Origin of the sequence: Colwellia sp. BRX10-4 (assembly GCF_014077465.1) — a bacterium.
Classification (GTDB): Bacteria; Pseudomonadota; Gammaproteobacteria; order Enterobacterales; family Alteromonadaceae; genus Colwellia_A.
This window is the reverse complement of sequence record NZ_JACGVZ010000014.1, coordinates 31,907-50,033: the sequence shown is the minus strand read 5'-3', so window position 1 is coordinate 50,033 and position 18,127 is coordinate 31,907. Positions and strand designations below refer to the sequence as shown.

General features: G+C 38.6%; 17 protein-coding genes. 3 read left to right on the top strand and 14 right to left on the bottom strand.

The window, feature by feature from the left end:
* Positions 1-58: 58 nt before the first annotated feature.
* From H4J67_RS12215 to H4J67_RS12170, 10 genes are all read right to left on the bottom strand, one after another.
* Positions 59-1,240 carry an acetyl-CoA C-acyltransferase gene (locus tag H4J67_RS12215; RefSeq protein WP_182173464.1) on the bottom strand — a complete coding sequence of 394 codons (1,182 nt, stop codon included), beginning with the start codon at positions 1,238-1,240 and terminating at the stop codon, positions 59-61.
* A gap of 46 nt (positions 1,241-1,286) precedes the next feature.
* A complete protein-coding gene (locus tag H4J67_RS12210) occupies positions 1,287-2,210 on the bottom strand; it encodes an SDR family NAD(P)-dependent oxidoreductase (RefSeq protein ID WP_070376881.1) in 924 nt (307 codons plus the stop codon).
* Between the two features lie 41 nt (positions 2,211-2,251).
* The gene (locus H4J67_RS12205; protein ID WP_182173467.1) at positions 2,252-2,713 is read right to left on the bottom strand and encodes a MaoC family dehydratase; all 462 of its coding nucleotides are present in this window, start codon (positions 2,711-2,713) and stop codon (positions 2,252-2,254) included.
* Positions 2,714-2,753: 40 nt separating this feature from the next.
* Positions 2,754-4,559 carry an acyl-CoA dehydrogenase gene (locus H4J67_RS12200; protein WP_182173470.1) on the bottom strand — a complete coding sequence of 602 codons (1,806 nt, stop codon included), beginning with the start codon at positions 4,557-4,559 and terminating at the stop codon, positions 2,754-2,756.
* 49 nt (positions 4,560-4,608) lie between these two features.
* Positions 4,609-5,370, bottom strand: a complete 762-nt coding sequence (locus H4J67_RS12195) for an SDR family NAD(P)-dependent oxidoreductase (RefSeq protein ID WP_182173473.1) — start codon at positions 5,368-5,370, stop codon at positions 4,609-4,611.
* A 65-nt stretch (positions 5,371-5,435) separates the two neighbouring features.
* Positions 5,436-6,479, bottom strand: coding sequence for a phosphotransferase family protein (locus tag H4J67_RS12190; protein ID WP_182173476.1), 1,044 nt, complete (start codon positions 6,477-6,479; stop codon positions 5,436-5,438).
* A gap of 52 nt (positions 6,480-6,531) precedes the next feature.
* Positions 6,532-7,740: an acyl-CoA dehydrogenase family protein gene (locus H4J67_RS12185; RefSeq protein ID WP_182173479.1), complete on the bottom strand. Its 1,209-nt coding sequence runs from the start codon at positions 7,738-7,740 to the stop codon at positions 6,532-6,534.
* A gap of 126 nt (positions 7,741-7,866) precedes the next feature.
* The gene (locus H4J67_RS12180; RefSeq protein WP_182173481.1) at positions 7,867-8,982 is read right to left on the bottom strand and encodes an NADH:flavin oxidoreductase; all 1,116 of its coding nucleotides are present in this window, start codon (positions 8,980-8,982) and stop codon (positions 7,867-7,869) included.
* Positions 8,983-9,070: 88 nt separating this feature from the next.
* Positions 9,071-9,841 (bottom strand): SDR family oxidoreductase, encoded by a 771-nt coding sequence (locus tag H4J67_RS12175; RefSeq protein ID WP_182173486.1) that lies wholly within the window; start codon positions 9,839-9,841, stop codon positions 9,071-9,073.
* Positions 9,842-9,877: 36 nt separating this feature from the next.
* On the bottom strand, positions 9,878-10,603 hold the full coding sequence (locus H4J67_RS12170; RefSeq protein WP_182173487.1) for a histidine phosphatase family protein: 726 nt from the start codon (positions 10,601-10,603) through the stop codon (positions 9,878-9,880).
* A 313-nt stretch (positions 10,604-10,916) separates the two neighbouring features.
* Here H4J67_RS12170 and H4J67_RS12165 point away from each other — a divergent pair, with 313 nt between their 5' ends.
* The 3 genes from H4J67_RS12165 (at position 10,917) to H4J67_RS12155 (ending at position 13,371) form a co-directional block, all read left to right on the top strand.
* Positions 10,917-11,816, top strand: coding sequence for a LysR family transcriptional regulator (locus tag H4J67_RS12165; protein WP_182173488.1), 900 nt, complete (start codon positions 10,917-10,919; stop codon positions 11,814-11,816).
* Positions 11,817-12,121: 305 nt separating this feature from the next.
* On the top strand, positions 12,122-13,111 hold the full coding sequence (locus H4J67_RS12160; RefSeq protein WP_182173491.1) for a permease: 990 nt from the start codon (positions 12,122-12,124) through the stop codon (positions 13,109-13,111).
* Between the two features lie 20 nt (positions 13,112-13,131).
* Positions 13,132-13,371, top strand: coding sequence for a thioredoxin family protein (locus H4J67_RS12155; protein WP_310740604.1), 240 nt, complete (start codon positions 13,132-13,134; stop codon positions 13,369-13,371).
* Positions 13,372-13,492: 121 nt separating this feature from the next.
* Here the strand turns inward: H4J67_RS12155 and H4J67_RS12150 are convergent, their stop codons facing one another.
* The 4 genes from H4J67_RS12150 to H4J67_RS12135 form a co-directional block, all read right to left on the bottom strand.
* Entirely contained in the window at positions 13,493-13,903 is a 411-nt protein-coding gene (locus H4J67_RS12150; protein ID WP_182173493.1) for a hypothetical protein, read from the bottom strand.
* Between the two features lie 73 nt (positions 13,904-13,976).
* Complete coding sequence (locus H4J67_RS12145; protein WP_182203892.1) at positions 13,977-14,990, bottom strand: glycosyltransferase family 2 protein; 1,014 nt, start codon at positions 14,988-14,990, stop codon at positions 13,977-13,979.
* Positions 14,980-16,260: an oligosaccharide flippase family protein gene (locus tag H4J67_RS12140; protein ID WP_259368595.1), complete on the bottom strand. Its 1,281-nt coding sequence runs from the start codon at positions 16,258-16,260 to the stop codon at positions 14,980-14,982. The genes H4J67_RS12145 and H4J67_RS12140 overlap by 11 nt, the downstream gene beginning before the upstream one ends.
* A gap of 191 nt (positions 16,261-16,451) precedes the next feature.
* The gene (locus tag H4J67_RS12135) at positions 16,452-17,918 is read right to left on the bottom strand and encodes a sigma-54 dependent transcriptional regulator (RefSeq protein ID WP_182203890.1); all 1,467 of its coding nucleotides are present in this window, start codon (positions 17,916-17,918) and stop codon (positions 16,452-16,454) included.
* Positions 17,919-18,127: the final 209 nt, after the last annotated feature.

Genomic DNA, 18,127 nt, shown 5'->3' with positions numbered 1-18,127 from the left:
TTGTTTACGTGGCATTATTATTATAGTTACGCCACGGTAAATGTTTTAATTAAAACGGTTAAAGTACTTCAAACAGACCCGCTGCGCCCTGTCCACCACCAATACACATGCTGATCACAACATATTTAATTCCACGACGTTTTCCCTCAATCAGTGCGTGCATCACCATACGTGTGCCACTCATACCATAAGGATGGCCAATAGAAATTGCACCACCATTTACATTCAGACGATCTTCAGGAATGCCTAATTTTGTCGCACAATATAAAACTTGTACCGCAAAAGCTTCATTGATTTCCCATAAACCGATATCGTCAATCGTTAAGTTATTACGCGCTAACAATTTAGGTATCGCATAAATAGGCCCAATACCCATTTCATCGGGTTCACAACCGGCAACGACCATTCCACGATACACACCCAAAGGCTTAAGACCTCTCTGCTCAGCTAAACCTCGTTCCATTAGAACAACGGCTGCAGCGCCATCAGATAACTGCGAAGCATTGCCGCCCGTAATAGCGCCATTATCTTTGACCGCCTTTAAAGCCGACAGTCCCGCTAACGTTGTTGATGGACGATTACCTTCATCTTTAGTTAAGGTGACTGCTTCTTTGCTGATATCGCCGGTAGCTTTGTCCATAACCAGCTTAGTACAGGTCACTGGCACGATTTCATCATCAAACCTACCCGCTTGTTGTGCTGCGGCGGTACGTTGTTGAGATTTAAGTGCATAGGCATCTTGCTCTGCTCGAGAAATACTATAGCGATTGGCAACGATTTCGGCCGTATCAAGCATCGGCATATAAGTTTCTGGTCGATAGGCTTTAACACTCGGGTCAACAGCTCTATACATATTCATTTTATCGTTTTGTACCAAACTAATGGAATCGCAACCGCCTGCAAGGACCACTTGTGCGCCATCACAAACAATATGATTTGCCGCAATAGCAATAGACATTAAGCCTGACGAACATTGACGGTCGATAGTCATGCCTGGCACAGAAACCGGCAACTCAGCCGCCATTGCCACTTGCCGACCAAAATTCATCCCTTGATTGCCTTGCGTTAGAGCGGCACCAAAAATACAGTCTTCAATTTCATTAGCATCGATTCCTGCTCTTTCAACGGCGGCTTTAACCGCAACAGCCGCTAAAGTTGGCGCCGATAAATCATTAAAGGCACCTCGGTATGCTTTACCTATCGGGGTACGTGCGGCAGATACTATTACGGCTTCTCTCATCATTATTCCTTTTAATTATTATGTAAACGACAAACAAGTCGTCTATTTACTCTTGCTGCTGTGACTTCATATAAGCCATAGCTTTGCTGACAAATTTCTCACCTTGTTTTGATCCAGAAGATAAAGCTGCTTGGCCTGCTTCATCGGTTAACTGTGACCACTGTCCGCGCACGGATTCTGGTGTTTGTGACGATTGTGGGATAAAACAACCTTGAGTTTCAAACATGCTTGCACTTGAGTAACCGCCCGCACCTGCACATAAAATAAAACGGGTCGGCGCATCGTCATCGCAAAGGGTTAGCAAACCAGCCGTTACCGCTTCAGGAGCAAATGCTTTTACAATTTCTTCAGGCATTAGGTCCTCAGTCATACGAGTGCCAGCGGTTGGGGCAAGCGCATTAATCCTAATGTTATTTTTAAATCCTTCAATCGATAGCGTATTCATTAACCCTAAAACTGCCATTTTAGCCGCGCCGTAGTTAGCTTGGCCAAAATTACCGTACATGCCACTGGATGACGTTGTCATCACAATACGGCCATAGTTTTGTTCACGCATGATATCCCAAACAGCTTTAGTACAATTAACGCTGCCCATCACATGAACATCCATCACCAAGGAAAAGTCTGCTAAGGTCATTTTAGTAAAGGATTTATCTCTTAAAATACCGGCATTGTTGATTAATATATCAACACGGCCCCATTTTTCCATGGCTTGATTAACCATGTCTTGTACCTCATCAAAGTTCGCAACATTTGCGCCATGGCTGATGGCTTCTCCACCATTTTCTTCAATTAAACGCACGACATCTTGTGATGCTTGTGAAGACGCTCCGCTACCATCGCGCGCGCCTCCTAAGTCATTAACAACGACTTTTGCGCCACGAGCAGCAAGCGCTAAAGCATGCGAGCGACCTAAACCATTACCTGCGCCGGTAACTATAGCGACTTTTCCTGTAAAACTGATTGTCATGATATTTCCTTAAAATACTTTAAAATTACTTTTTACTCTTATTATTTTACCATTTGTACTGAAATCCACTGTGCAACTAGCGCTGGTGTTTCACTGCCTTCAATTTCAATACTCACTTGGGTAGACAATCGATATTGTCCTGGTTTTTTTTCTTCAATCGCCAAGGTTGTTGCATGTGCTCGTATACGGCTATTGACCGCAACGGGTTGCAAAAATCTCACTTTGTCAAAACCCGCATTTAAGCCCATGTAAAATCCGTCAATAATAACGCTAAAGTCTTTAGCAAAATGAGAGAGCATTGATAGCGATAAGAAACCATGGGCAATAGTAGTGCCAAAGGGTGTCGCTTTTGCCTTTTTTTCATCAACATGGATAAACTGATGATCGAGTGTACAATCAGCGAATTGATCAATTTGTTGCTGAGTAACTAAGTGCCAAGGCGTTGGTTTAGCTTGAAAACCTATGTAATTTGCTAATTCTTCTTTGTTAATTATAGTTGGCATAAGGTGTCTCTATTATTTAACTGTTATTTTAATGACTCTTTTAAAACCATTCAGCTTTCATCTGATAAGTGCTGTCATCACTTTGTATCAACAACGCTGACCATAACGCTATTTGCGGTAATTCAAATCTGTAGAAATACTGTAAGGTTTGCAGTTTTCCTTGATAGAAATTTTCATCACTTTGGTGTGGTTTATTTTCAAGCGCTTTCGTGGCAACAAGGCCTTGTTTGAGCCATAACCAAGCGACGATCACATGTCCAAACAACTCGAGGTATTTAACCGAGTTAGCTAAAGCTAAATCAATGTTTGTAGTGGTCATTGCCCTTAATAGCGCTTCAGTAGTTAGCTGTAAACTTTTTACCGCTGTTGATAGTTGTTGGCTAAATTCAGTTAAACGTTGATAATGTTTGGCTTGTTCTATCGTTATATTTATTTCAGTTAATGTCGCTAAGTATCCTGCCATCTTATTCATTGGCACCTTTCGCGTTAACAAGTCCAACGACTGAATACCCGTTGTACCTTCATGAATCGCGTTTAAACGATTATCACGATAAAATAATTCCACGGGGTGTTCATTAATATAGCCATGACCACCGAGTACTTGAATGGCCAGGTCATTGGCTTTAGTGCCGTACTCAGAGGGCCATGTTTTAATAATAGGGGTAAGAAAGTCTAGTAAGAGATGTGCGTGCTCTTTTTCTTCAGCACTAGCTGCTGTTTTCTCATCATCACTCAATTGTGTGCCATAAAGTACTAATGAAAATGCGCCCTCTGCGTAAGCTTTTTGTGCGAGAAGCATTCTTCGTACATCGGCATGTTCGATAATATTAACCATAGGTGATAGTGGATCTTTACTCGAGGGCAAACGACCTTGTGGCCGATTTTTAGCATAATCTAATGAGTACAAGTAACCTGCTATACCGATAACCGCCGCACTGGTTCCAACCATAATGCGTGCTTCATTCATCATATGAAACATATATTTAAGCCCTTGGTTTTCTTCCCCCACTAAGTAACCAACAGAACCGTTCTTTTCTCCAAAACTCAACGAAGTGGACGTTTGAGCCCGCCCGCCCATTTTATGAAATAGTCCAGATAAGGCGACTTCATTGTCATCGCCAATGGAGCCATCGTCATTAAGCAAAAATTTGGGCACAACAAAAAGTGAAATACCTCTTATACCTTTTGGCGCGCCCGTTAATCTCGCAAGCACTAAGTGAACAATATTTTCACTAAGATCATGATCACCACCCGATATATAAATTTTATTACCACTAATGCGATAGCTACCGTCTTCGGCCTTAGTCGCTTTAGTGATTAAATCACCTAAGCCTGAACCACTGCCCGGCTCTGTCATCGCCATTGTGCCCATAAAACGACCCGCACGCATCGGTTTTACCCACTTTTCAATGAGCTCTCCACTGCCATGCGCGCTAAGTAAGTTAGCATTCGCGGTGGTTAACATGTTGTAACCTAAGCCGACACCTCCAGCGACAGTTAAATATGAAGTAGCGATGCTGGCAATGATTGGCGGCAGTTGCATACCACTGGTTTCATAGTCTGCGGTCGCTGAAGATAAACCCGAGGCAATAACAGCATCAATAGCGGGTTTGAGCTCAGGAATTAAATGTACCTTTTTACCATCAAACGTCGGTTGGTGAGTATCAAGTTTTTGACGAATAGGTAAAAAGTGTTTTTCTGCTATAGTTTTAGCCGTAGCAATTACTTCGTTAAATGTATGACGGTCATGATCTTGATAACGCTCTCTTTTTAAAAGAGACTCACTATCAAAGAATTCATACAGCATAAATTCAATATCTCGTTGATTCATTAATTCACTGGCCATAGGGGTCTCTTCTTATTAACTATTTAAAAAAGTAACACAAAATCATTGTTTACTGCGCTGATACACCGCCATCAATCGCGATACATTGCCCGGTCATATAAGTGTTAGCGGGTGACAGCATCATTAGCATTACGGCAACAACCTCTTTAGGCTCGGCTAAACGTTTCATTGGCGCACCTAAACTCATTTTACTTTGCATACTTTCATCAGCCATGTCAGTGACCATTTTAGTTAAGGTAAAAAAGGGACATATCGCATTGATACGAATATTATGACGACCATATTCAACTGCGCCTGTTTTTGTTAAACCAATAACCGCATGCTTTGCCATAGAATAAGCTGCAACTTTTGCTGCACCACCAAGACCTGCCATTGAGCTAACGTTTAAAATGGCGCCACCTTGTTGCGTTAGCATCTGCTTAATTTGATGACTCATGCCAAACTGCACCCCTTTAACATTAATGGCAAATTGTCTATCCATCAGGGCTTCGTCAATTTCGTGTAAGGCATGAAAATCATGAGCAACACCTGCATTATTAACACCAATGTCAACACGGCCAAATTTTTCAATAGCTAAGTCGACCATAGCTTTACAATCTGCATTGTTAGCAACATCGCATTGAAGTGCGAACACCTCAGCGCCTGAAGCTGCAATATCGTTGGCTACCTTGTTAACACCTGCTTCGTTAATATCACTGATCACTAACTTAGCACCACGCTGAGCTAATTCTTGGGCTAATAACATACCAAATCCCTGAGCAGCACCCGTAATAACAGCAACTTTTCCGGTAAAATCTAATAATGGATCCATTTTTTTTCCTTAAAATATTATTTGAACGTGTTTATTGTCATGGTGCTAAATTGAATAGCTAGCAGCTATTTTCTGACCTTTTCTTGCGCTATTATCTCAAGAGCCATCAGTGCTAGAGGTTCGACAAACTGACCAATTTTACTGGCATTTTCATTCGACGCATTGCCCTGTGACGCTCTTTTGGCAACACCTTGAACAATGGCGGCTAACCTGAAAAAACTAAAGGCGAGATAAAATGTCCAGTTATCTATCTTTTCAATACCCATACGCTGACAATAGGTAGCCACATATTCTTCTTCTGTTGGAATGCCCAGACTGGCTCTATCTACCCCTTTTAAGCCATCGATACTACCAATACCTTGAGGCATACGTAATCCCATACATTGATAGGCTAAATCAGAAAACGGATGTCCTAAGGTTGATAGCTCCCAGTCAAGAATGGCTATAATTTCTGGTTTGTCTTTGGCAAACATCATGTTATCTAAGCGAAAGTCGCCGTGGACTAAACAAACTTTGCCATCATCTGCGGGTAAATTAACTTCAAGCCATTGGTTTAACTTGTCCATCGCTATTATTTTTTTGAGTTCTGAGGCACGGTATTGCGCGCACCAACGATCATATTGACGTTGAAAATAATTACCTGCTTTTCCGTACTCACTTAAGCCAACACTTTCAACATTGATGCGATGTAAAGCAACCAAAGCATTATTCATTGCGTCATACATTTTACTGCGATATTCATTAGTTTTGACTTCTGCTAATGAGGCACTCCAATAAACGCTACCATCACAATATTCCATCAGATAAAACATCGAGCCAATAATGCTAGTGTCTTCGCAAAGGTGATAAACCTCAGCGACAGGAACGTCTGAAGATTTTAACGCGGCTAGCACTTTATATTCACGGTCAACCGCATGTGCTGATTTTAGGAGTTTTCCTGGTGGTTGGCTGCGCAAGACAAATATTCCTGACTGCGCTATCACTTTATAAGTTGGATTAGATTGTCCACCTGAAAATTTATCGAGCGTAATGGGACCGATAAAACCATCAAGATGAAGCGCTAAATAAGCGGTGAGTTTTTCAACATCAAAAGGTACGTTTGCTGCCATGTATTTATTCTCTTTCAGATTTAAGACAATTAATTTCAATAATCATTTAATGTTATGTCGATTTCTTTACTAAATCTCGTCCAAGTTGCATCATGTGAACTTGATCAGGACCATCTGCTAAACGCAAGGTTCTTTGAGCCGCATATGCATGCGCTAAAAAAGTATCCTGACTAACCCCTACCGCGCCGTGACATTGAATAGCTCGATCAATAACATCAAGCGACATATTCGGTGCAACTATTTTTATCATGGCAATAATATCTTTCGCCGCTTTATTACCTTCAAGGTCCATTTTTTGCGCCGCTTTTAACGTCATCAAACGCGCTTGTTCAATTTGACAAGCTGAAATAGCAATATCTTCGCGTATTGATTGTTGTTTTATCATCGGACGACCAAAGACAATACGTTCATTAACACGCTTACACATTAAATCTAACGCGCGTTGAGCAATACCAATCGAACGCATACAATGATGAATACGACCAGGACCTAAACGCCCTTGCGCGATTTCAAATCCTTTACCTTCAGCAACAATAATATTGTCGATAGGCACTCGAACATTTTCAAAAATAATTTCGGCATGCCCTTCTGGCGAATCATCATAGCCAAACACCTTCATTGGGCGAACCATAGTGACACCGGGTGTTCTCATTGGCACTAGCACTTGCGATTGTTGAATATAACGATTTTCATTGTCGGGGTCGGTTTTGCCCATAACGATCATAATTTCACATTGTTTACGGCACGCGCCACTGATATAAAACTTTTTACCGTTGATGACATATTCATCACCGTCACGTTCGATACGTAATTCAATATTGGTCGCATCACTTGAAGCAACTTCAGGCTCTGTCATGGCAAAAGCGGAACGGATTTTCCCTTCAAGTAGCGGCTCTAGCCACTGTTTTTTCTGGGCTTCACTGCCATATTTAGCGAGAACTTCCATATTTCCTGTGTCAGGAGCCGCACAATTAAACACTTCTGGCGCCCACATCACTTTACCCATAATTTCAGCTAAAGGTGCATATTCTAAGTTAGTTAAACCAGCACTATATTTGCCATAACTCAAAGGTAAAAATAAATTCCATAGCCCTTCTGCTTTTGCTTTCGCTTTTAGCTCTTCCATTAACGGCGGTGTTGACCAAGGCTCTTGTGCAACTTGTTCATGCATTTTCTGTTCAGCAGGATAAACATATTTATCCATAAATAAATTTACACGATTTATTAATGCGTTAACTTTGTCACTGTATTCAAAATCCATGAGAGATCCCTTTAATTTAATAGCGCCCGTTTACTAACGAGTGCAGTGAGAATTTTTTTGTCACGATATTCAAAAATCATTGTCGGTTCAAAGTTGATTAATCAACCGACAATTGACTTAATTTATTTAACTTAACTTCATTAACGCTTCTTTATTAAATGGGGCTATTTGGTCTTCTTTTTTATCTCGTATTTTGTTGACCCACTCTGGATCAACTAATAACGCTCGGCCAATAGCAACCAAATCAAATTCATCATTATTTAGGCGCGTTAATAAACCATCAATTCCGGTTGGGTTAGAAGCACCGCCCAGGTCCATACTACCTTCACCGGTGAAGTCACTGTCGAGCCCAACACTGCCCACGGTTATTACCGGTTTATGGGTTATTTTTTTCGTCCATCCGGCTAAATTCAGCGTCGAACCTTCAAATTCTGCTAACCAAAAACGGCGGGTGCTCGCATGAAATATATCGACCCCAGCATCACTTAATAGTGTTAAAAAAGTCGTTAACTCTGCGGGTGTTTGGCAAAGTTTTGCATTGTAGTCTTGTTGCTTCCATTGAGAAAATCTAAAGATAATAGGAAAATCTTCACCAACAGCGGCGCGAATTGCTTGAACAATTTCAACACCAAAACGGGTACGATTTTCTAATGAACCTCCATAGCCATCATTACGTTTATTTGTGCCTTCCCAGAAGAACTGATCAACCAAGTAACCATGAGCACCATGAACTTCAACGCCATCAAAGCCGATATTTTTAGCGTCGAGAGCAGCTTGTGCAAAAGAAGCAACAACTTCTTCAATATCAGCTTGGCTCATTTCAATGCCATTGGGGGTACCAGGTTTATATAGGCCAGATGGACTATAGGCAGGTACTGATTTATCGGGGCCAATACCTTCTTTTCTCACTGAGCCAACATGCCAAATTTGTGGCACGATTTTACCTCCAGCCGCATGTACCTCATCGACAACATGTTTCCAACCAGCTAAAGCTTCTTCACCAAAAATAGCCGGAACTCGCTCATAGCCATTAGCCGCTTTATGCGAAATAAAAGTACCTTCGGTAATAATTAAACCGACATTACCTTCTGCTCTTCGTCGATAATATTTTGCTACATCGGTATTGGCAATATAGTTAGGCGAAAAGGTCCGAGTCATTGGAGCCATAACCGTACGATTTTTTAACGTAAGTGCACCTGATGAAAATGATTCAAAAAGTTTGGCTGAATTATTATTACTCATTGTGTTTCCTGAAATTTATTAATATTAAATATTGCAGCAGACAAATTAATGCCAACGGTTGCCAAAGCCTTGTTCATAACTTTATTACCTAACCAATTAAATAACCACCATCAACGTTAATCGCAGTGCCTGTCGTGTAACTTGATGCATTTGAAACTAAGTAAAGTACAGTGCCAGCCATTTCTTCAGGCTGCGCAATACGCTTCATCGGCACGTGATGCAGCATTTGTTCAAGTATCTTGGGATTATTGACTAATGTTGACGCAAATTTTGTATCAGTGCCGCCGGGTAATAAAGCATTAACTCGAATATTAAATTGAGCACACTCTTTGGCAAAGGTCTTAGTCATAGAGATAACCGCGGCCTTGGTAATGGAATAAATCCCCTGAAAGTCACCAGGAATAACACCGTTAATAGAAGCTACATTGACAATAGCGCCACCATTATTTTCTTTCATTAGCTTTGCCCCAATAACAGACATGAAAAAATATCCGCGAATATTCACGTCGACTGTTTTTTGAAAAGCACTTAAATCAGTATCTAACACATGGCCAAAATAGGGATTTGCCGCAGCGTTATTAATTAAAATATCAAGCTTGCCATGTTGTTCTTTAATCAAAGAAAAAATGTTTTCTATTTGGTCCATTTCTCCAATATGACAAGGTATAGCTTGAGCGCTGCCACCTGCGGCAATAATATCGTCAACAACAGTTTGGCAACCTTCAACTTTACGGCTAGAAACAATGACATGTGCGCCACTTTGCGCCAATAATTTAGCTATTTGCTCACCAATGCCACGACTTGCGCCAGTAACCAAAGCGATTTTTCCTGTTAGATCGAATAAGTTAATCTTGTTCATGTTAAGTCTCCTTCTTAGTTGCTAATATTTTATCGATTATCTAAACGTCACCCAGTCTTCACCTGCAAGGGTCAAATGACTATAATTGTTAAAATAATCAATGCTTAAATTCTTCTCTGAAAAGAGTAATTTAGTAACACCAGTATTGCGTGACTGTTGATTGATGATTAATGTTTTTTCATCAGATAAGCCTAAAACATGCTGAATAATGACAGCTATGGTGCCACTTGAAGTAAAGATACAAATATTGTTTGTATGTTGATGCGCTTGTGTCGTTGTTTTTCTTGCCGTTAGTTCTTGCTTAATGACATCTTGCAATGCGCTAATACAACGTTTTTTAAATTGACTCCAACTTTCTTTATACTCATTGTCGTGCTTGCCACTTGTCCACCGGAGCAGTGCATTGGCAAACTCTTTTTGAAAAGCTTTATTTGCGCTCGGATGTTTACTCATTATCGTAGCCATTTTTGAAAAATCTTTCCATTGTGCATCATAACAAGTTAACAATTCTTGATGATTAAACTCATTAAACCCTGAATGCAGTATCACGTGTGATGGTTCACTTTCATAACCCAGTAAGAAGTGTTCTAGGGTTTGTCCGTGTCGCAGCAAATCACCCGAGTAAATTTTTTCTGGTGCAGACATGGCTTGCCAATACTTACCCAATAAGCGCGATTGTTCACTGCCTTTTTCAGACAAGAGGTCGTAGTCGGCTTTACCAAAAGAGGCTTGCCCGTGACGTATAAGATAGATGGCCGTCATGCGTTTACCCTTTCACAAAAATAGGTTGCGGTTTTAATAGCGCGCTTATTATCATCTTCATCATTAATTGAGATTCTTTAAATATCTGTTTTTTCGATATATTGATATTAATTGCCAGTAAACAATTAAACAAATGAATAGTTATTATGACCTACTATTCATCTTATAAATAAAGAAGCCGATATATAATAACGATTGATTAAATATATGACCCTAATTAAATTAAATAATAAACTTAATGGTTAACTATTCATTTTATGAATACAATGGCAATATTAATTTATTATTTTACGAATTAGGTTGAAAAATAACGATGAAAGTCGACTTAAATTTATTTGTGGTCTTCGAAGCCATTTACTGCGAAGGCAATATTACCAAAGCAGCATCAGCACTGAATTTATCACAGCCAGCAGTGAGTCACTCTTTGAGTAAACTACGCGCACATTTTGACGATCCACTTTTTGTGAGACAAGGCAATGAAATGCGTCCTACTGTAGTGGCTAATAATGTAGTTGCAGATGTTCGTGAAGCTTTACGTCAATTACAAATATGTTTAGCACAGTCAAAACAATTTCAACCGATGACCTCGCGTAAAAGTTTTACCATATCCTTGCATGTTGCCTTAGAAGCTTCTTACTTGCCGCCTTTGATACAGAGAATTCATAAAGAAGCGCCCTGGGTAAATATACAAAGTAGCCGCCGAGTTAATCGCCATGAACTGGAAAACAAACTCGCCAGTGGCGACATTGACTTAGCCATAGATACTTTATTACCCGTTAGCGACAATATATTACACACCCAATTAGAAAAAGATAAATTAGTCGTTATTGCACGTAAAAATAATCCACAAATTAACGCAATACTCGATTTAGAAAGCTACTTGGCGATGGACCATATTTTAGTGTCGTCGCGTTCTACAGGACCAAGCATTGAGGATTTCGAATTAGCTCGTCTTGGATTACAACGTAAAATAGGTTTGCGTTGTCAGCATACATTTTCAGCATGTCGGGTTATAGCAGGTAACGATATGTTACTCACGGCAACAGAAACAACCGCTAAAATGTACGCACAATTACTCGATTTGGTTATATACCCATTACCTGTAACACTACCTGATATTGATATGCATCTTTATTGGCATACAAACCTAGACTTTGAACCCGCTAACAAATGGCTTAGAAATAAAGTCATTCAAGCAACACCCGGCGTTTAAAGGCCCTTATTGCTAGATATACCCTTTGCCTAACGCCAAAAATAGCGCAAAGGGAAAATATCGATACTCAACGAACTCACCTACTAATACTACCGTCTTTTTATCGGCAGTAATTAGCGACAACCTGACTTAAGTCAAAGTATAACAACGCTGTTCTATTATAATAATGAGTATATCAATCGCTTATTATTGTCTTTTATCGGTTTAAATTTTACCGTTAAGGCTGTTTAAAACCGTGTTACAAAATCCATACTACCTTAGCGAACTTATTTTATTACTTATTATCCACCTCGATAGGGCAGCTTATGTTTGAGATATTTACCGATTTAGCCACATGGTTAGTTGTTGATATATTTGGCTTATCTAGAACAACAAAACTAGGCGATGCCCTTCATTTTTTTATCGAAGACACCACTAAGATATTCTTTTTGTTATTGATAATGATCTACGCTATTGCTTTATTAAGAGCGTCAATGAATGTTGAAGGTATTCGTGATTATTTAGCCGGTAAACATTCAAGGGTTGGTTATTTACTTGGCTCAAGTTTTGGCGCAATAACGCCGTTTTGTTCTTGCTCGAGTATTCCAGTATTTTTGGGTTTTACATCAGCAGGGATCCCTGTGGGTATAACGATGTCATTTCTCATTACATCACCACTGATAAATGAAGTAGCAGTATTGCTGTTACTTAGTTTATTGGGATGGAAGTTTACCCTGCTTTACATTGTGGTTGGGATGTCTGTTGGCATATTAGGCGGTATTTTTCTTGATGCCATCAACGCTGAACGTTGGTTGCAATCTTTTGCCGCCAAAGCGTTAGAACGCGGTCAAAACACGGTAAGAGTTAAAGCTAAACAATCTGCAATATTATCGTTGAAACAAAGACATACTTTTGCAAAGGAAGAGCTCAGCGAAATTTTTGGACGAGTATGGAAATGGGTCATCGTAGGTGTAGGGTTAGGCTCAGCTTTACATGGTTTTGTTCCCGACGGTTGGATTCATGCGCATTTAGGCGATGGGCAATGGTGGTCAGTTCCTTCTGCAGTTTTACTTGGCATACCTTTATATTCTAATGCGACCGGTGTTATTCCTGTCATGGAAAGTTTACTTAAACAAGGTCTTCCTGTAGGTACCACAATGGCTTTTTGTATGAGTACTGTAGCTGCAAGTTTTCCTGAATTTATCTTATTAAAGCAAGTCATACAATGGCGGTTATTGGCGATTCTTTTTATCCTATTGCTTAGTGCATTTACTTTAATTGGTTGGACATTTAATTTTTTAAGCTCCTTTATTTAACACCTAACTAAAGAGAAAATATTATAAAAGAAATAAAAGTACTGGGTACTGGCTGTACTAAATATATAAAGACTGTTGAAAAAATTTCTAAAATAGCTAAAGAACTCAATATTAACGTTCTGGTAATAAAAGAAACAGACCTCGAAATTATTATGGAATATGTCGTAATGACTACCCCCGCAGTTTTAATTAATAATGTTAATGTCCATAGCGGTTCTATCCCAGACAGAGATGCTATTCGGTCATGGTTAATCAACTAAGTGTATCTGGCAAGTGATACATACGGCTTAATAACTAACAGATAGCATTATCAAGCTGTAAGCAATGTTATATAAAAATCTATCATTATGCCTGTTAAAGCATTTACTTTACGTAAAATCGCTAAAAAAGATTTTTGAATGCATCCCAAATACCTAAAGATTCATTTGGAAAAAAATCTATTCCTAACCATGATTTTAATAAATAAATTAACAAAAACACACAACCAATTATGGCTAAACCAAAGACGAATATAAATAATAAAAACATAGCAAAAGCAATAAAACGTTCAGTGTGTGTAAGCCCCCTTCTATTAATACCCACTAGAAAAACAATATAGAAACTCCAAGGGAGAAAAGGCAATGCTAATGTAGGTCTAAAATCTACATTGTGACTTCGCCAGTCTTGCGAACTAATGCTTTTTTGTAATGCTTTGCGTTGTTTATAAGTGAAACTTTCTGCAACAGATTTATCCATGCCACTTAATAGCTGATTAACTTTTGAGCTATCATCTGATTTATTATTACGCGCCATAGTGCCTCTAATTAACTATTATAAGTAGTACAAGAACTGATATAGATTATAGGTCTTCATTACACTTTTAACCTTATTGTTTAATTGAACTATTGCCAAAATTTAACATGGCAAACTTCTCTATTCGCCGATATAGCTTGCTCGGTAAAAACTTTAACCAAGCACAGCCTAACGTCATTATCGTGCGACTAGGCTCTTGAAAAAGAATCCTGTAATTACAAAAAATTGCTTGATGAATAAGCTTAAAAGCTGTCAGTTTACTTTCAGACTGTATCGCCCGTCTAGCTAAATAACGAAGCTGATATGCCCTTGCTAAGCTATAAAACTGTTTGAAAAAGGTTGGATCAGAAGCTTGGTTTAGCATAACGGCATGTTGCCAACTTGAATACTGCTTATCAACATCTGCTGAAAGGCCAGTATCGTTAACTCGATAATAAGTTAAAGGTTTGGCAATACCAGCAAATTTCCATGCAGTGGTTAATGCTATGCGAGTCCATAATTCGATATCTTCAGATTGTCTCAAACTTTCATCAAAATATATTTTTCGATATTTATCTCTTTTAACACCAAAATAGCCAATTTCTGCTAATAACGCTCTTCTAATCACTGGCGATGAGCCATTACCTACTGGATTACGACAAAAAATATGTTGTTTAGTTATATTGCTCAGCTTAGGAAATTGACCAACACCTAAAAGTGCGCCTTCTTTATTAATAAACAATGACGGACAGTAACTTACCCCTACCTTAGGGTTCGCTGATAAATGTTGAATATGTTTAGCTAATTTATCTTTAGCCCAATAATCGTCAGCATCAAGTAAAGCAACATATAAACCACGAGCCGAATCTATACCGGTATTTCTTGCACCAGACAAACCTCGATTAGTTTGGTGAATAAGTCTAATTCTAGGGTCTGTAAATTTATTCACTTTATTTAAGGTATCATCAGTACAACCATCATCGACTAAAATAATTTCAAAATTATGATAGGTTTGTTTAAGAACGCTATCAATACTTTGTTCAATATATTTTCCAACGTTATACATTGGAATAATAACTGAGACTATTGGAACAGCATTAGATTTCATGTGATTTATTCCTATTAAATAAAGTGCGTAGATTATAATTTAAGGGTTTTAGAACATTAATTAAGTAAATGGGGATTAAGCAAAATAGATTGCTAAAAAAGATAACAACGGCAAATTCCATTGGCTCTTTTGGCATCATAATAATGAGCGTGAGTAAAGAAACTGACAGGCAAACTAAACGAGTAAAGGTTTCAAGGTGGTATTGCTCTGTTGCTCGCTGAAAACAACAAACAATATCAATAATTAAATTAGGTAGTGCCACTAAGCATAATATTGTGATGATAGGTACAGCTGACGACCATTTATCGTCGAACAAAATTGGTACATAAATAGGAGCAATTAAGGCCTGAAGAACGAATAAAAAACCAATGAATAATGTAAAAGCAAATATTTTCTTTTGTTGTGCTAATAACTGCCCTTGCCGAGCTAACTTGCAAATATAAGGATATAAAGCAGCCATATAAACTTGGTTAATTGACTGACTTAAACCTACCCCAGCATTTTTTGCAAAACTATAAAAACCAAACAACTCAGGGGTTAGTAACTTACCGGCAATAAAAGTATCGGCATGAACTCGAATTCCACGTAAAAATTCCGTATTAAAAAGCTTTCCTGATGTTCTTAACATGTGCTTGATTACAGTTTTATCAAAACCAACCCCATATGATTGAACCGGTGCGAATGAAAATAGCAACAACCAAAACAGTGAAAAGGCAATTTTACCCAAAGCAACAGCAAAGATATCAGCCCCAAGTAAAGCTGCTACCGCTATAGATACATTTTCGATGATGACACAAACACCATTTCTGATACTAAACCAACGCATTTTATTAGCGCGCTGCAACAAAAATATTTTTACACTCACCCAAGGGTAGAGCAGATAAATTACAGCCATTATTTTTAGTAATGAGGCAATATTATCATTGTCATAAAGTGATGATAGAAAGTCTGCAGAGCTCCACTGACCTATGGCGATAGTAAGACAGATAGCCCATTGGATGACTATACCACTTTTTGCAAAACTAGCCACTTGCGCTTGTTTGCAGTTAATAATTTGACTACCTACACCGGCTCGTAATATTAATGCAAAGACATCGTGAAAGGCCAGCGCTAACATAGCTGTACCATAAGAGATTGGCGATAATTGTGCGGCAAGTACAACGATAGTGAAAATTCTAGAGACTTTAGCAACAAACTCTGCACTAAGTAACCAAATAGTATTTGATAACAGCTCAATTACCGCTTTAACTTGCGTCCTAAATAAAGACATTAACTGCACTAGAACACTCCTAAATTATCATTGCTAAATCGTTAACAATGATACAATCAAGTTTCGTTCCAATGTTTAAATTATTTTAATGCACTGATTATTATGTGTTTTATTTTGTACCTAGGTGATGTGCTGATAATAATTTGCACTTTGAAAAATTTACCAGCGCTTTTTGCAAATTAAAAATGGTATTAATCTAGCGTTGGTACTTGCCATTGCTGAATTTTTCGATAAAGCGTTGATGGACTCACACCTAGCTCACTGGCCGCTTTGACGATGTTATCTTCACACAAGGCAATCGCTTGTTCAATGGCATACTTTTCGACATCAGCTAAGGTAATTATTGAAGGTGTTAAATTAGCTGTATTGAGCATCGGTGTCTGCATATTTATATCATCTTGTGCCGAGGCAACCGCTTTTTGCGGGGGAGGTGTTGCAAGAGCAGGCTGCTTAAACTGCTGACCAAGTTGCTGAACAATCACTTGTTCAGAAATTAAGGGTCCTTCAGACATAATTGTTGCGCTATGAATAATATTTTGCAGTTGTCTAACATTACCTGGCCAAGAGTACGATGTAATTAATGCCTCAGCCTTAGTTGAGAAACCCACAAAAACTTTTTCTTCAATTTTACTAAAGTGACTTAAGAAATATTCAGCTAACTTCACAATATCACTACCACGTTCATTTAAAGCGGGTAACACGATAGAAATGACATTGAGCCGATAAAAGAGATCTTCACGTAGTTTCTTTTCATCAATGGCAACTTGAGGGGCTCGATTGGTTGCACTGATAAAACGAATGTCTACTTTTTCTTCTTTACCGCTACCGACCTTTTGAAAACAACCAGTTTGAATAAAACGTAATAATTTAGCCTGTAAACTGATATCCATTTCACCAATTTCATCAAGAAATAAGCTGCCGCCGTTGGCCAATGACGCTGCACCGTCACGATTTGAAACAGCACCAGAAAATGCTCCTTTGATGTGACCAAAAATTTCTGATTCCATCAGTTCTGAGGGTATAGCGGCACAGTTGAGCGCAATAAAAGGTCCGTTTTTTCTTTTACTTAAGCGATGAATTGCCTGTGCAGCAACTTCTTTTCCTGAGCCACTAGGCCCAGTAATAAATACAGAGGCACTGCTGGGGGCGCTTTGTTCGATACAAGAATAAACAAATTGCATCGGAATTGAATCACCAATAAAGCCTTCAAATTTTGCTTTATGATATTTTTGGTATTGATCAATCGTTCTTCGCATTAAGGTACGCTCAGCAAGTATATGCTGAAGGTGTAATGCTTGCTTTAACTTAACAATAAGTTCGAAATTATCCCAAGGTTTATGTAAAAAACCCCAAATGTGCCCTGAATTAATCGCATCAAGTACCATATCCATGTTGTCACAGGCCGTTAAAACAATACGAACAGTTTCAGGTGAAATTTGAGCAACTTGTTCAAGTAATTGATTGCCGTCCATATTGGGCATATTGATATCAGAAACAATGACATCAACATGACATTTTTTAATCACTTCAAGTGCTTCACCGCCGCTAGCAGCTGTTAAAATAGTCGCATCCACTTTACCCGCAATACGTTGTAGCGATCTTAAAATAGCGGGTTCATCGTCAACAAATAAAATGACCGATTTATTCAAATTTTGCATTTTTTTCCTTAAAATCAACACTAATGCCCAATAACTTTTCTATAAAACAGTGTTACATTTAGCTATAACTATTTTTTATTCCATATTTAAAACTTAAGGTATCGCCTCAACAATTACAAATATTGTTAAGGTAAATTGACTTATTAATTATAATAATATCAATAATTTTTGAATAAATAACCGTTATAGCTATAATATATGTATATTAT